Source organism: Bacillus sp. RC252 (assembly GCF_044909215.1).
Taxonomy (GTDB): Bacteria; Bacillota; Bacilli; order Bacillales; family Bacillaceae_G; genus Bacillus_A; species Bacillus_A mycoides.
Genome location: NZ_JBIYDV010000005.1, coordinates 277077 through 295284 on the forward strand (window position 1 = coordinate 277077; position 18208 = coordinate 295284).

General features: G+C 36.8%; 4 protein-coding genes and 1 riboswitch. Of the genes, 1 reads left to right on the top strand and 3 read right to left on the bottom strand.

Annotated features, from left to right (window positions below; translation table 11 throughout):
* The first annotated feature begins 96 nt into the window (after positions 1 to 96).
* On the top strand, positions 97 to 15129 hold the full coding sequence (locus ABH960_RS09830) for a DUF7507 domain-containing protein (protein WP_404444750.1): 15033 nt from the start codon (positions 97 to 99) through the stop codon (positions 15127 to 15129).
* Between the two features lie 67 nt (positions 15130 to 15196).
* On the opposite strand, the gene ABH960_RS09835 is transcribed toward ABH960_RS09830, so the two are convergent.
* The 3 genes from ABH960_RS09835 to ABH960_RS09845 form a co-directional block, all read right to left on the bottom strand.
* On the bottom strand, positions 15197 to 15337 hold the full coding sequence (locus ABH960_RS09835) for an FbpB family small basic protein (protein WP_001228051.1): 141 nt from the start codon (positions 15335 to 15337) through the stop codon (positions 15197 to 15199).
* A 336-nt stretch (positions 15338 to 15673) separates the two neighbouring features.
* On the bottom strand, positions 15674 to 16540 hold the full coding sequence (locus ABH960_RS09840; protein ID WP_404444753.1) for a 5'-3' exonuclease: 867 nt from the start codon (positions 16538 to 16540) through the stop codon (positions 15674 to 15676).
* 132 nt (positions 16541 to 16672) lie between these two features.
* On the bottom strand, positions 16673 to 17398 hold the full coding sequence (locus ABH960_RS09845) for a P-type ATPase actuator domain-containing protein (RefSeq protein WP_113937082.1): 726 nt from the start codon (positions 17396 to 17398) through the stop codon (positions 16673 to 16675).
* A gap of 354 nt (positions 17399 to 17752) precedes the next feature.
* Positions 17753 to 17918: riboswitch (M-box (ykoK) riboswitch) on the bottom strand.
* Between the last annotated feature and the right edge of the window lie 290 nt (positions 17919 to 18208).

The window sequence follows — 18208 nt, forward strand, 5'->3', positions numbered from 1 at the left end:
AACCATTCTGCATGAATCAACTTGTACATGTTTCCCTTTATCACTCACACACATATCCTATTTTGACCAAGACTATATTGTAAATGAGGTGACAACATGCCCATTACGAATCGATTTTCTACCACCACTAACGGCGCACTCGCTATTACAGGAAACACACTAGGTTTAAGTAAAATTAGCAATCTAAACCGTGCTGGTACAATCGGTGCAATTGGTGCATTCGTAACTACGAATACCGCTTTACAAGTAACTACTTTTCCTGCAGGTACAACGTTAAACTATACACAAAATAGTTCTACCGCTATTTTGAATATCCCTGCTGGTAGTACTATTCTTTACGCAGAACTCGTTTGGGGTGGAAACTATTTATCTCGGGATCAAAACATTACGAGTGTATTAGGAAACCCCGTTTCTTTTACAACACCTGTGTCAACATACTCAATTACCCCTTCGGCTGTTACAGCTTCAAATCAAACATTCGTTTCTGGATCTGTCACATTTGGATTTTACACACGATCAGCGGATGTAACGTCACTCGTTCAAGCTGCTGGATCTGGATCTTATACAACAGGTTCTGTTCCTGGACTTGTAGATCCTTTAGACGCTTCTAATGGAGCCATTAATTCTGCAGGATGGACGCTTATTGTCGCTTATCAAAACGGTTCCTTACCCGCAAGAAATTTAACAATTTACGTAGCTGGTAACCGCGTTTCTGTAGAAACCGGTAGTGCAGATGTATCTGTCTCAGGGTTTTTAACACCTGCCGGGGGACCTGTAAGCGGGAGATTATTTTTAAGTTCTACTGAAGGGGATGCTGATTTAACTGGGGATCAAGCTTTATTTGGACCAAATTTCAGTTCATTAAATGCATTATCTGGGCCAAATAATGCTGTTAATAATTTCTTCGGTTCTCAAATTAATAATGCTGCAGGGAACTTAGATACAACTGGTACATTTGGAACGCGAAACCAGAGTGCCTCTACAAGTACAAATATCTCCGCTGGAAGACAAGGATGGGACATTACTTCCATTGATATTTCTCCTTATTTAACAAATTCCCAAGTATCTGCCTCAATTCGTTTAACTACTAACGGGGATGCATATATGTTAAATACAGTCGGTTTACAAATCAATATAAACTCACCTAATATACAAGCAACTAAAAGCGTGAATAAAAGTGTCGCTACAATTGGAGATATTCTAACCTATACAGTTACTGTTCCTAACACCGGGCTTCTTCCTGCAAATAACGTTACTTTTACAGATGTTCTCCCTAACGGTACTTCCTTTATACCTGGAAGCGTAACGATAGATAACGTACCACAAACAAACGCAAATCCGGTCGCCGGTATATCTCTGGGGACAATTAATAATGGCTCTTCTCGTACAGTAGCTTTCCAAGCGACTGTCGTTTCTCTTCCAAGTCAAAATCCTATCTCTAACACTGCGAATATTACATTTCAATATACACCGATTGCCGGAGGAACGACTTTTAACGGTCTTGCAACAAGTAACTCTGCAGGAACACAAATTAACCTCGCAGATATTAATGGCACAAAATCAGTTAACAAACTTTTTACCGATATTGGTGAAACATTAACTTACAGTATTGCCTTAGCTAATATAGGAAATATCGCTGCAACTAATGTTATATATACAGATCCGATTCCTAGCGGGACTACTTTCATTCCAGGGAGTGTAACTGTTAACGGAGTTACTCAAGCTGGAGCAAATCCCGCTAATGGTATATCAATTGGATCTATTGCTGCAAATTCTACTACTACTATTTCCTTTCAAGTATTCGTTCCTTCTATCCCCCAAACAAATCCAATATTAAATAGTGGTACAACAACATATCAATACATTCCTGTACCAAATCAGCCGGCAGTAAGTGGAACTGATACGACAAATATTGTCTCCACTCAAGTGAATAATGCTACTGTAACAATGACGAAAGCAGTAGATAAAAACTATGCAGATATTGGCGATACCCTGACTTACACTGTTGCCTTTACAGGTACAGGTAATACGAATGCGAACAATGTTATTTTTACAGATGTCATTCCTACAGGAACAACTTTTGTCCTAAACAGTTTAACAATAGATGGCTCGACACAAGTTGGCGCTAATCCCGCTAATGGTGTGAACATAGGATCCATCCCAACTGGCACAACCAAAAGTGTTTCATTTCAAGTAGTAGTAAACACAATACCCGCGTCAAATGCCATATCTAACGGATCAAGCGCTTCTTATCAGTACACCGTTAACCCTAGCCAATCACCCATTATGAAAAACATTTCTTCTAACGTCGTTACTACTCAAATTAACAATGCGAATTTAACATTAACAAAGTCTACAAATAAACAATTTGCCACAATTGGCGAAACGATAAGTTATACAATCCTTATTACAAACAATGGAAATACGGCCGCCAATAACGTTCAACTAACAGATCCACTTCCAAATGGAACGATATTAACATTAGGTTCTGTAACGCTCAACGGAGTTTTGCAAAATGTAGATTCTCTCGTTGCTTTACCTATCGGCACAATTCCTGGTGGAGCTACTTTCACCTTATCCTTCCAAGTAACAGTCATTAACATTACTGCACAAAACCCTATCATTAATAACGCTTTCTCCTCTTATATTTACACTGTAAATCCAAGCCTGCCACCAACTTCAAAAACAGCAAATTCTAATTCTGTTACATCAACAATTAGACTAGCAAATCTTCATGCTAATAAATCTGTAAGTCAAACGTTTGCGGAAGTTGGAGATGTATTAACTTACACCTTTGCTCTTACAAACGATGGAAATGTTACAGCGAACAATGTATTACTATCCGATTCCATTGCGAATGGCACTTCCTTTGTACCGAACAGTGTTATAGTTAACGGTGTTACTCAGCCGGGCGCAACACCGGCTAGCATCAATATTGGTAGCATCAATGCTAATACTACAATTACAGCTTCATTCCAAATATTAATAACTAGTATTCCAAATCCTAATCCTATTTTGAATAGCGCTTCCATCTCCTATAACTTTATCGTTGATCCAAACGCTTCTCCTGTAAGTACAAACACAACTACAAACACTACATTTATCCAAGTTAATGATGCAAATGTAATTTCGGCAAAATCAGTGGATCGAGAGTTCGCTACTGTTGGAGATATATTAACTTATACCGTTATTTTAACGAATGCAGGAAGCGTTTCTGCTGATAATCCTACTTTCATAGATATAAATCCAGATGGTACTACCTTTATTCCAAATACTTTTCTTATTAATGGCGTTTTGCAAAACAATGCAGATCCAAATATCGGTGTCCTGTTACCTTCTATTCCTGCTAGCGGATTAATTACCGTTTCTTATCAAGTAACTGTCACTGCTTTACCAGCCCAAAATCCAACAACTAATTCATCGAGTACACAGTATAGTTTCGTTCTAAATCCAGGTGATCCACCAATTATAGAAACATCTTTAAGTAATACTGTAAGTACACAAATTAATTTAGCAAATGTAGTTATTGTCAAAGAGGTAGATTTAACTATTGCCGATGTCGGGCAACCAATCACATATACAATTTCCTTAGCTAACCTTGGCAATACTACAGCAAACAATGTTGTTGTTACCGATATAATCCCTCTCGGCACCACTATCGTACCAAATAGTATTTTTATAGGTGGCGCTTTACAGCTAGGTGCAGACCCAAGTACCGGCCTTCAAGTCGGCTCCATTCCTGCAGGTGGTTTTACAACGATTGTTTTTCAAATAAGTGCAAATGGGCTACCTTCACCAAATCCAATTCAAAATAGCGCTTCACTTCAATATAACTTTATCGCTGATCCAAATTTACCTGTTGTTGTGAAAAACGCTACTAGTAATATAGTAACTACACAAATTAATACTGCTAATATTGTTGCTACAAAACTAACGAGCACAAATTTCGCTGATGTTGGTGATGTCATATTATATGCGACTATTTTAACAAATAACGGGAATATCCCTGCTTCTAATGTAACGTTTACAGATATCATTCCAGCGGGTACCCTGTTCATTCCTAATACTGTAACGATTAACAATGTCCCTATAGCAAATGCAAATCCTGCTAACGGTATTTTTATCGGTACGATAGGAGCGAATTCATCACGAACCGTTGCATTCCAGGTTCTTGTACCAACTATCCCTGCTGTAAATCCGATTACAAATCAATCAGGCACAACATTCCAATATACGTACGATCCATCCAAGCCAGCTGTAATGCAGATGGTGGCTTCTAACACGGTACAGACAACTATTAATAACGCCTCAATTGCCGCTACAAAATCTGCAGATAAACAGTTTGCTAACGTAAATGATATTATTACGTACACGACTACTTTAACAAATAACGGGAATACACTTGCATCAAATATAGTATTTACAGATGCCATTCCAAGTGGGACTTCATTTATTCCAAATAGTGTAACAGTAAATGGTACTACACTCCCTAATATAAATCCAGCAAATGGCGTAGCAATTGATCCAATAAACCCCAATACAAATACAACAATCTCATTTCAAGTAATAGTAAATTCCATCCCTAGTCCAAATCCAATCCCGAACCAAAGTAATACAACGTACCAATATGTCGTAAATCCTAACTTACCTCCAGCATCCGCCAATGCGTTAAGTAACGTAATAACAACTCAAATTAATAACGCTACGATCGTCGCTACTAAATCAGTGAATACACCGACAGCTGCAATTGGAGATATCGTTACCTATACGATTGCAGTTACAAACACAGGTAATATCCCTGCTAGTGCAAATGTTTTAACGGATGGGCTTGGCGCAGGAGCTTCATTTATCCAAAACTCCGTAACTATCAATAATGTTCCACAACCAGGATTAGATCCATCACTTGGTATTCACTTAGCAGATATTCCACCAGGTAATACTGTATTTATTGCTTTTCAAGCACAAATTTTAGCGATACCGCCTAGTGGCACATTAACAAATAATGCCCTTGTAAATTATGAATATACAGTGAACCCAAACCAATCACCTGCTGTTGGTAGTACAATTACAAACACAACGGTTACTCCAATTATTGATGCTACTCTATCTATAAATAAAACTGTCAATTCAACATTCGCTACTATTGGAGATACACTTACTTTCACTTCTACCATTACTAATTCCGGTAACACTACCGCAAACAATGTTATTTTTACAGATTTAATTCCAGATGGTACAACGTTTATTCCAAATAGTTTTACAGTAAATGGAACAACCATTCCTAATGCAAATCCACAAAATGGTATCAATATCGGTAACATAAATTCAAATGCATCAGTTATACTCAGCTTTCAAGTAAACATTACAACGATTCCAAATCCTAATCCAATCCCTAATAAATCATCGCTTCAATATAGTTTTATTGTAGATATTAATGAACCACCTGTTTCACGAACAGTTAAATCCAATAAAACTTTTACACAAGTAAATACTGCTTCCGTTATCGCAACAAAAACTGCGAGCAGTGCATTTGCTGCTGTTGGCGATACAATTACGTATACAACTACTCTCACTAATAACGGAAATACAACTGCAAACACACCTGTTTTTATCGATATATTACCACCTGAACTTTCATTCGTTCCTGATAGCATACAAATTAATACCACCCCACAACTCGGATTTAGGCCAGATAACGGGGTTCCTTTAGACCCCATTCCAGTTGGAGGAACGACAACCATCAGCTTCCAAGCTATTGTCGGTTCAATACCAGATTCAAACCCTACGATGAACCAATCTAGTACAACATACTCTATCATTATTGACCCTACCGAGCCGCCTGTTACAGAAACGGCTACTAGTAATCCGGTCTTAGTTCAAATAAATGAAGCAATCATTCAAGCAACGAAAAGCGTGGATCGTATCTTTTCTGACGTAGCACCTGGAAATTCATTTTTAACGTATACTGTTTTATTAGAAAATATAGGGAACACGACTGCTATTAATATCATTTTTACAGATCCGATTCCAAATAATACAGTATTTATAGAAGATAGCGTTCGAGTAGGTGGGGTTTTATTACCTGGAGTAAATCCAGCGAATGGGATACCAATTGGAGATATTATTGCAGGAGATTTTATAAACGTCACCTTCCGCGTGCAAGTAGTTAGTATTCCAAATCCAATTTTCACAATTGGGCCTGGGGGACCAAACTCACCGGTTGTAAACGGTGCTTCTATTAATTATCAATTTATGACAGGACCTAATTTACCACTCGTTTCACGAAGTACAACATCCAATTCTGTTTCGACACAAATAAATTCCGGGGAAATTGTAGCGGTTACATCCGCGGATAAAAATTTCGCAACGATCGGCGATACAATTTCTTATACAATTACATTAAATAACCCTGGAAATGTCACTTCACAAAATATAATTTTCACGGATATTTTGCCTGATGGAACGACATTTATTTCCGGGACTCTTACAAGCGATTCTGGTACACAGCAAATTGGAAATCCGGCAAACGGGATTCAGATTGGAAATATAAATCCAGGTGGTACGGCTACTATTACGATAAATGTCCTTGTGACAAACATTCCAAGTATAAATCCAATCTCTAATTCTAGTTCTGTACAATTTCAGCATATTGTCGATCCAAGTCAACCCGCTATAACACAAACCGTTTCATCTAATACCGTGACTACGACAATAAATAGTGCAATATTAACTACAACAAAAAGTGCTGATAAATCTATAGTGTCTGTTGGAGATACGATTACGTATACCACTACTATTACAAATACAGGGAATACAGCAGCAACGAATATAACATTCACAAGCGCTATTCCAGCTAGCACTACATTCATACCAAATTCAGTTACAGTAAATGGAGTTCAGCAACCTGGTGCGCAACCAGCACTTGGAGTAAATTTACCAAATATCGCACCCGGTGAAACAGTAACTGTTACTTTCCAAGTAAATGTTATTTCTATTCCCCCTTCAAGCTCGATTATGGATAATGACACAATTTTATATTCTTATACTGTTGATCCAAGCGGAGCTCCTATTACAACTTCTACTTCAACGAATATCGTTACAAATCCTGTACTAGATGCCATGATAACGATGGTAAAATCAGTCGATCAAACGCTTGTAACACTAGGTGATACCATTACCTATACGACCATTTTAAAGAATAGTGGTAATACAAATGCAACTAACATTACTTTCACTGACCTTATTCCAGATGGTACAACGTTTATTACTGATAGCATTACAATAGATGGCATCACACAAATTGGTCTTAATCCTAATACAGGTATAACGATTGGATCAATTGCTCCTAACAGCTCAATATCTATAGCATTTCAAGTTACCGCTACTTCCACCCCTGTTCAAAATCCCATTGCCAACTCCGCTACTGCTTCTTACACATTTATCGCTGATCCAAATGCACCTATTGTTTCAAGAAATGTTACTTCAAACACAACGTTTACTACAATTAATACAGCTACCATTCTTTCATCAAAGCAAGTTGATAAAGCCTATAGCCACATCGGAGATACACTCACTTATACTGTCACTTTAACAAACAACGGAAATTCCTCCGCACAAAATGTTATTTTCACAGATACAATGCCGAGCGGAACTACATTTATCACAAACACATTTTCTATCAATGGAATTCCTCAAAGCGGTGCGAATCCAACGAATGGTGTAAATATTGGTCCTATAACAGCTGGGGCTACAGTAAATGTTTCATTCCAAGTAAACGTGACCTCATTACCAACCGCAAATCCAATTGTAAATTTCTCATCGACATCGTATCAATTAGTCTCACCACCTGATGCAGAAACTTCAATTAGTAATCCTGTTTCAACGCAAATTAGAGAAGCTATATTATCTATGACGAAAAATAAAAGTGTATCCTTTGCAGATACCGGGCAAACTGCCTTTTATACTACTTCTATTATCAATGTAGGCAATACCGATGCAACTAACATTGTATTCACAGACGTATTACCAAGTGGACTCACATTTGTTCCTAGCACGTTAACTGTCGATGGCGTTTTACAACCTAATGCGAATCCAAATACAGGTGTATTACTCGCAGCACTTCCACCAAATGAAATATATAGTATCGTCTTTCAAGTTACAGTGAACAGCATCCCACCGAGTAATCCAGCACCAAATACAGCATCAACGACGTATGAGTTTACTGTTGATCCAGGTAATCCGCCGGTATCGAATACAGCTAGCTCCAACACTACACTTCTTCAAATAAACAACGCAAATATTATTAGTACAAAAACAGCAAATCTTACTTTTGCGGATGTTGGTAATACAATAACATTTACACTTAGCCTTCCTAATACAGGGAATGTGGCTGCAACTGATGTAACTATTATCGATATTCTTGATAGCAATTTAAGTTTCATTCCAAACAGTTTCACAGTTAATGGGCAAACCATTCCAAACGCTGATTTGTCTACTGGTGTAAACATAGGTTCAATTAATGGGGGTAATACGGCAATCGTTACATTCCAAGCAACTGTTACTACACTTCCAACACTTAATCCAATTTCTAATTTTACTTCTACCACATATCATTATGTCGTTGATCCTAGCCAGTCACCTATTACAACTTCCAATCAATCGAATACAACGACAACCCAAATTAATAGCGCTATCCTTACTGCACAAAAAAATTCAAATGCGGAAACGGTAGATATCGGGCAGGATATCGTCTACTCCGTTACAATTACAAATAGCGGAAATGTTAGTGCAACGAATGTTATTTTTACCGACCTTATTCCAGCCGGAACTTCCTTTGAACCGAATAGTTTTACACTTAACGGAATTAGCATCCCAAATGCAAATATAATTACAGGTGTTCCAATTGGTGATATCGCGCCAAACCAATCTGTCATCGTAGCATTTCATATTAATGCCAATGAAATTCCGCCTATAAATCCAATTTCCAACCAAGCTAGCGTTAGCTTCCACCATATCGTTAATCCAGCAAATCCTCCAGTTTCAAAAAATATTACTTCTAACAGCGTTACAACAAAAATTGAAAGTGCTATTTTAAACACTATTAAAATAGGAGATAAAGCTTTTGCAACTATCGGTGATACGATTACGTATACAACTACTATTACGAACACAGGAAATATCTCTGCTAACAACGTTGTTTTCTCAGACCCTATACCGACATGGACACAATTTGTTGCAGGATCAGTCATTGTTGATGGCACTTCATTACCATCCGCTTCTATCATTGACGGTGTTGGCATAAATACAATAACTCCAAATCAAATCGTAACAATTATGTTCCAAGTGCAAATCGTAAGCAATCCAACAACGTTCACACCTGAACTCCAAAACTTAGGATTTGTTAACTTCCAATATAACGTAGGCAATTCATTACAAGCCCAGCCTGGCAATGTGGAAACGAACGTCTTCGTTACTTCTATTAATTCAGCAATACTTTCAGCTGTAAAAACTGCTAATACAGCCTTTGCAAATATCGGAGACACAATCACTTATACAGTTTTGATTCAAAACAGCGGCAATACAAACGCTACGAATTTAAATTTCTCAGATCTTATTCCAGCTGGAACGACCTTTGTTGAAAATAGTTTTTCTGTAAATGGAAGTATCATTCTAGGGGCAGATCCAAATAACGGGGTTAATATCGGAACCGTTAGTACGAACAGTTCCTTAACTGTTACTTTCCAAGTCATGGTTGCATCTACTCCACCTTCAAACCCAATTACAAACGTTGGATCTATTCAATTCACATTCATTGTTGACCCGGCAGCTCCTCCTGTTACAAGCACAATAAATTCTAATGGCGCTTCAACACAAATTAATAACGCTACCGTTACTACTGTTTTAGAAGCAAATCGATCAATCGTATCCATCGGAGATATAATTACGTATACAGCAACATTAACAAATACCGGAAATTTCCCTGCAAATTCTGTATTGCTCATAAACGGAGTTCCTGTAGGTGCAGTATTCGTTCCAAATAGCGTTACGTTAAATGGAATGTCACTTCCAAATGCAAGTCCAACTCTCGGTATTCCAGTTGGTATTATCGCACCAGGTGATTTTGCTACTATTACGTTCCAATTTCTTGCAAGTTCTATTCCACCGCAAGGGGCGATTATAAATCAAGCCATTACAAGTTACACGTATATTGTCGATCCAAGTCAACCTCCAGTTACAGCAACATCCTCATCTAATACGGTTAATACAGCTGTCGTTGATGCATCGTTATCCGTAATTAAAAATACAGATTCTCTCGTACAATCTACTAACGGTACAATCACTTACACAGTAGTCGTTCAAAATAACGGAAATACAACTGCAAATACAGTTAATTTAACAGATTTGGTCCCAGAAGGAACTGCATTTATTCCTAATAGCGTGACCATTAATAGCGTTTCCGTTCCAGGTTCCGATCCAAACGTAGGGATACCATTAAACGCCATCGCGCCGTCAGAAATCGTCACCGTCACATTCCAAGTTATCGTTCAATCCATTCCAAGCGTGAATCCAATTTCTAATACAGCCCGTATTGACTATACTTTTATCGCCGATCCAACCTCTCCTATCATCTCTCGTACAATTACTTCTAATCCAGCATCCACACAAATTTCAGATGCGACTATCATTTCTTTAAAAGCAGTCAATGCACAACAAGCAACAACTAGCGATATTTTGACCTACACGATAACATTAGAAAATAACGGAAATATCTCAGCAACTAATCTCTCATTTTTAGATTCTACTCCAAATGGGACTACATTCGTAGAAAATAGTTTTACACTTAACGGAACAGCTATACCTGGTGCCAATCCAAACGTAGGTGTTACTTTGCCTAACCTTGCAGCAAACGCTACTCACCTTATTTCGTTTCAAATTCTTATTAATAATTCATTCTCGCAAGATTCTATTACAAATCAATCCAATACAACATATACAATTCAACCAGATCCAAGCCAGCCGCCTATTACTGAAACATCTACAAGTAATATTGTCATTACAAATTTTGTGCAAGCACAATTGACAATTACAAAAACGTCCAATCCAATAACTGTAGATATTGGCGGAACTATACTTTATATTTCTGAAGTGAAAAATATCGGCAATGTTGACGCAATAAATATTATTTTTACAGATTCTATTCCAGCTGGGACTACATTCGTTCCCGATAGTGTCACAATTAACGGTGTCCTGCAGCCAGGTGTAAATCCAGAAAACGGAATACCGATTGGAACGATTCCAGCAAATAGTTCAAAAACGATACTATTTCAAGTGCAAACAAACAATCCACCTACTGAAACCGAAATTGTAAATCAATCTTCTGCAAATTACCAATATGTAAGTATTCCTACAGCTCCACCGGTGAATCGCTCTGCAAACTCTAACATTGTTACAACATCACTTCAAAATGCAAATATTATTTCTGTTAAAAGCGCTGATGTAACTTTCGTATCAATTGGGCAAATTATTACCTACACAAATACACTACAAAATATAGGAACCATTCCAGCTAACAATACCGTGTTTATTGATAACATTCCAGAAGGTACTATATTCATTGAAGATAGCTTATCAATAAATAATGTGATTCAGCCTGGCGCGAATCCTGAAAACGGAGTAACTCTCGGCACGATACAACCAAATGAAACAGTCACTATTTCATTCCAAGTACAACTTACAAATATACCGTCCGGCAATACAGTCATTAATATTTCAGACACTTCGTACGAATACCAAATTGACCCTAGCTCTCCGATTATTCAGCGTAGATCGTTATCAAATGCAGTAAACACGGTAGTGCGGACGGCAAATGTTAGTGCAATTAAATCCGCCAATAGATCCATTACACGCATCGGTCAAATCATCACATATACAGTCGCAGTTACAAACGCTGGTACAGTACCTATTACAAATACTCTCCTAATTGACGCAATTGCAGCTGGCACCACATTCGTTCCAAATAGCATCCTTGTAGATGGCATACCAAGACCTAACGAAAATCCAATTACCGGAATCACCCTTGATATTATCCTTCCAAATAATACGATTATTGTTACGTTCCAAGTAAATGTAGTCTCTATACCTTCTCAAAATAACATTAATAATATCGCTGTCATTCACTATGAATATCAACCGGATCCAAGCTCACCACCAATTTCAGAAACGACCTCTTCCAATAGTACAAATATACAATTTATTGACGCTATTCTTATCGCTACAAAATCCGCTAATAAAGTATTAGCTAATATTGATGAAATCATTGAATATACAGTATTAATCCAAAATAACGGATCCACTACAACTAACTCCATCTTTTTTACAGATACTATAGAAGATGGAACAGTATTTATTCCGGGAAGTGTAATAGTTAACAATACTGTACTTCCTGCAGCAGATCCGAATATCGGCTTTCCCATTGCTAATATCGCGTCAGGTCAATCGACAACAATAACATTCCAAGTTTCCGTTACGAATTTACCTGCTGTAAATCCAGCACCTAATACTGCAAACATCGTCTACGACTTTATTTTCAATCCTGACTTTGCACCAATTCAAAAATCTACTACTTCCAATACTACTTTCGTTCAAATTAATGACGCTGATATCGTTTCACTGAAAACTGTTGATTTAACTTCTGTAACGATTGGTGACATTTTAACTTATACAACAACTTTAACGAATACAGGGAATACGGATGCTACTGCTGTTGTATTTACAGACAATATTCCTGATGGAACAACCTTTATAGACGGTAGCGTTTTAGTAAATAACATTCCGCAGCTTAACGCCAATCCAAGTACCGGTATACTTGTAGGAACGATTGCTCCTGACATTTCTATCCCAGTCACATTTTCTGTTACCGTCGTAGCTCTTCCAGCTAGCGGCCATGTTCAAAATCAATCAGCTTCCCGCTATACAATAAACGGGGAAGAACAAATATCGACTAGTAATATTACCTTCACTGAAGTTATTTCTGCTAATGTAATTGCGACAAAAACAACGCAAATCCAATACGCTGACCTACAAACTATTATCCCTTATACAATTTCCATCATAAATAACGGAAATATACAAGTGGAAAACATTATCGTTACAGATATCATCCCAGCAAATACGAGCTTTATAGAGAATAGCGTTATTGTAAATGGCAACGCTCGGCAAAATGACAATCCACTTAGCGGTATACCAATTGATAACATTCCGCCTAATACGACAGCAACTATTCTATTCCAAGTCCGGGTTATTTCGATTCCGCAAACAAATCCAATCTCTAACACGAGTGCAATTGAATATGAATACACGGTACCAGACCAACCACCTATTACCGAAACTATTATTTCATCAGCTGCTGTAACAGAAATTAATCATGCGAATTTGAATAGTAATAAAGCTGTTGACCTTGCATTTGCAACGGTTGGTGATACGTTAACGTATACGATTACATTAAATGAAACTGGTAATGTTGCAGCAAATGATGTAATCATTCAAGATATTATTCCTCAAGGTACTACGTTTATAGAAAATAGCGTCATTGTCAACGGAGAAACTCTTCCGGGAGTTAATCCAGTAAGCGGCATACCAATTGGCACTATAATTGTAGGTGGAAATACTATCGCTTCATTCCAAGTAACTGTAACTTCTATTCCAACACCAAATGAGCTCAACAACAAAGCAATTACTACTTTTAACTATATAGTCAATCCAAATAACTTACCTGTTACAAATACGACTACAACAAATACTGTGACAACAACTGTCCAAAATGATAATGTCGTTGCCATAAAATCTGTTAATGCCACGAATGCATTACCTAGTCAAACTTTAACGTATACAATTACTATTACTAATAGTGGCAATGTGACTATTGACGATTTTCTTATTGTAGACACTGTACCAGTAGATACAACCTTCGTTACTGGTAGTGTTACGATTAACGGAATCAATCAACCTAATGCGAATCCCGAAAACGGTATTACATTAGGAAACCTTGCTCCTAATGAATCTGTTGTCGTTACGTTCCAAGTAACAATATCTTCTTTGACTCTTCAATCTGCTATCAATAACGATGCTACTATCTCCTATACGTTTATCGTCGATCCAACCGAACCACCTATTACAATTACAAAGCAAACAAATACCGTTACAACAACGATCGTTGATCCAATGGTGCGCATTGAGAAAAACGCTGACAAATCTTCTGTCGTTATAGGAGATATTATTACATTCACATTAGAGATATTTAATCATTCCCCAATTCCTACAGTAAGTACTTCCGTTTTAGATATGATTCCAGCTGGTACAACATTTATAGAAAACAGTGTAACAATTAACGGTACTTCGGTTCCAAATATTCGACCAGACACTGGTATTAACATTGGTTCCTTATCGGCAGATGGAGTAGCAACTATAACATTTAAAGTTCTCGTAACTTCTATCCCTTCAAACAGTACAATTATCAATTCCGCAACAGTTACAGCTGCTTTCCAATTGACACCACAGGATCCAATTATTATTTTCATTGTTAATTCGAATATTGTTCGTATACCAGTTCAATTTATAACGGCAGCAGTGATAAAAAATGCTTCCGTCAGCTCTGCTTATTTAAACCAATATTTTGATTATACAGTGCGTATTACGAATACTTCCGAGATTTCACTTTCAAATATTTCATTACAAGACACCATTCCAGCAGGTTTACAATTTATGAACGGTACGGTCTTCATTAATGGGGAACGCTCTCCACTAGCGAATCCGAATATCGGTTTCCTAGTCGCTACTAATTTGGAACCGAACGAAACAATTATCGTGTTATTCACAGTACAAGTGATAAGTCCACCTATTAATAATGAATTTAAAAACACGGCAAACGTTTCTTTACAACTTCAAGTCTCTCCTACCGATCCACCAATCACAGTAACCATTACAAGTAACGAAAACATCGTCACCTTTATTCCAGAAAATCCAGATGAAACACTTCCAAATTTAAATTGTTTCTTTGACGGTGAACGTTTCATACGCATTACTCCTCGAAATATACGAAATTACTTTTGGACTTGGATTTGGTGGCGTTAATCAAAAAAGAAAAAGCTTGTAGTTCGGATAATATCCAAACTACAAGCTTTTTTCATAAACAAAATTATCAATTGCTAGCAGCACTATATGCTACATGTCGTTTCTCAATCCGTTCTTCAATTTCTTTCATATTCTCTTTATTAGTTAGTAGGGATTGTTTATTTTCTATTAATAATTGTTTAAAGGATTTTCTCACTTTTTTTCGCATGTTTATTTTCCTCCTTGGGGGATGGTTTATATAAAAGATAACTTGAAACTTTAATCAATGAGAGGATTTACCCTCACTAATTATTAGCCTACATCAATCGGGCTTTTACAGGGAGTTACTCTTCCATCATCACTCTTTATTCAGCTATAATACTGAGATAGAAGTCCTATCTCCCGTTAATGCGGGATAAGGATTTATCTGTGTGTCCTTATAATAGTTGATTGTTGTGAATTCCATTTGAACTTCATATGAAAATTCCGTTTATTTTCTGACAACTTTGTGAACAAAAAAAGAAAGGTTAATCAAAAATATATTTGATCAACCTTTCCATGCTCTTTAAAGCATATTAATTAATATTTCAGGTCTTCCCCAATTCATTTCGTTACAAACAAAGCGTAGTTTTTCTTCGTCCATTGTGTGTAACCCTTCTTCTAACGAGCATGAAATTGGAACTTCACAATGAATTCGCGCTAATTGTAAAGAGATATTTAAATTCTCTAAATCACTTTCAATTTTTGTGCGCTGCGCTTTCGTTAATGATGCTATATTTTCTAGCACTGCCGATACTGTCCCGTATTCTTGAATAAGCTTATACGCTGTTTTTTCACCAATACCTTTTACACCCGGATAATTATCACTTGTATCTCCCATGAAAGCTTTCGCATGAACAATTTGCCAAGGTTCTACACCTTTATCTTCCATGATTTTTTCCGGTGTGTAATACTCGTAATTTCCAATTCCTTTACGAAGAAGCATAACTGTAACATTCGTATCAACAAGTTGAAGTAAATCTGTATCACCTGTCAAAATATAAACTTCCGCTTCATTGCAATATTGTTTTGCAAGCGTACCGATACAATCATCCGCTTCATAACCTTTCATACCGATTACAGGCATAGATAATTTCGCAGTCATTTCTTGCACTAAATCAAATTGCGGAATTAATTCTTCCGGCGGTGCTGCACGATTTGCTTTATAATTCGAGAAAGATTCCGTTCTAAATGTCGTACTTCCCATATCCCAGCACGTTACAATGTGCGTTGGTTCGATTGCTTGTGTTGCTGTTAATAAATGCTTCATATAACCATGAATCCCATTCGTCGGGGTACCATCTTGTCGTTTCATAAATTGTCCATATACACTTGTTGCGTAAAAAGCACGAAATAATAGTGCCATACCATCAACTAATAATACTTTTTTCATAATTCCTCTCCTACTAACAAAAAATAATAACCTCACGTTATCACGTAAGGTTATATATAGATTACCATTCTACGTTTTTGTTCAACTTTGTCTATTATACATTGTTTTTGTATATTTAGCATCATTAACACATTAAGACATTCTACCACAGCAAGTATGAAGTATTCCTGAATACGTATTTTTACCTGTCGAAACAACTACAGCCTTTGCATTTCCGTCAACAATATACGTACCTTTGAAACATACATTTTCAAGTTCAAGTGGATTATAGTCTTTCATCCGTTTTAATGGAATAAATCGTTTACGTTCAAGATGATAGCAACTTTCAAATTTCTCAATACTAGCATCATTTCCTGTCAGCATAGATTCATTTACTAATAAATCATTTGCATAAATAATACGTACATCTGCCGGCACTGTATCGCCCTCTGAAAGAAAAATCATATCTCCAGGTACAAGCTCTTGTATTGGTAATTTCATCATTTTCAGTTCACTGTTTAGCCCTGTTACGCTAGAGGCTTCTACTCTAGAAACAGTAACTGTTTCACATTGTAATTCATCACCCATATTTTGTTTTGAAAGACCTGGGATCATTCCACTTAGCTTCATCATTACTTCCGCAATACGCGCTCTTTTTGAAGTTAATTCATTTCGACCGTATACTTGAATACGCTTTTGTGCCTCTTTCATAGATAGTCCGTCTCTTGTTGTTTTAAAATACGCAAATACAGATTTTACATCTCTTGTTGCGATTTCAATTAATAAATCTTTATTTTTTTGAAGCATTGTTTGTTCTTTCATTGCTTTTTTACTTAATTTATACGAAGTGTTACCCACACTTTTATTTACATATAACATATTATCGTCTCCTCCTTTACAACATAGGAAGAAACACTTTGTTTCTCAATTTATCCACTTTACCGTGAAAGTGTCTAGCGCTTAAATACTCGAATAAACGCTACATTACGATAAATATAGAGGGAGGAACAAGTCGTTTCCTGCCTACATCATATATTTTTGATTTGAAGTATATGGGTAACGGAACCGAGTCAGAATTTGACATGCTCCTCACCTCCTCTTTAATTTTTTAGTTATAATCTATACTATGAAATTACTCATAGCTTGCTAACAAAAAAGACCCTTACTCATAAGAGAGCAAAGGTCATTGCATACACAAATAAGCGATTCCTAATATAATACAATTAGAAATCTACGGACCTCTCCCTCGCCGAGTTTTAGCACTGTATAGCATAGGTTCATTACCAGCTACGTTAAGAAAAACCTTAATTCGATCATTCCTGTTGACCCATTGGCGTCTCTCGACATTTTTGGGCAGTAGCATTTCTCTATACAGGAGCCTCACCTAACAGAGACTTATTATAATTACATAGAAAATGTTACTCTTATTTAAAATAGATGTCAACACTTTGTATGGAAACTTTTCCTTTTATTACAACAACTATCTCGAGTTTAGTACACTAATACGTATTCTGCTCAGCGTTCGGCTACATAAATTAATTGAACACATATTGCAAGAAATTAGCACATGAAAAATAAAACCCTTACGTTAAAATGAAGTGAACCCGAATAGTGGTACATGAAAAAAACACCTCCTGAATTCGCATACTAAGTATGCAAATTCAATGGAGGTGTTTTTCGTTTGAAGAC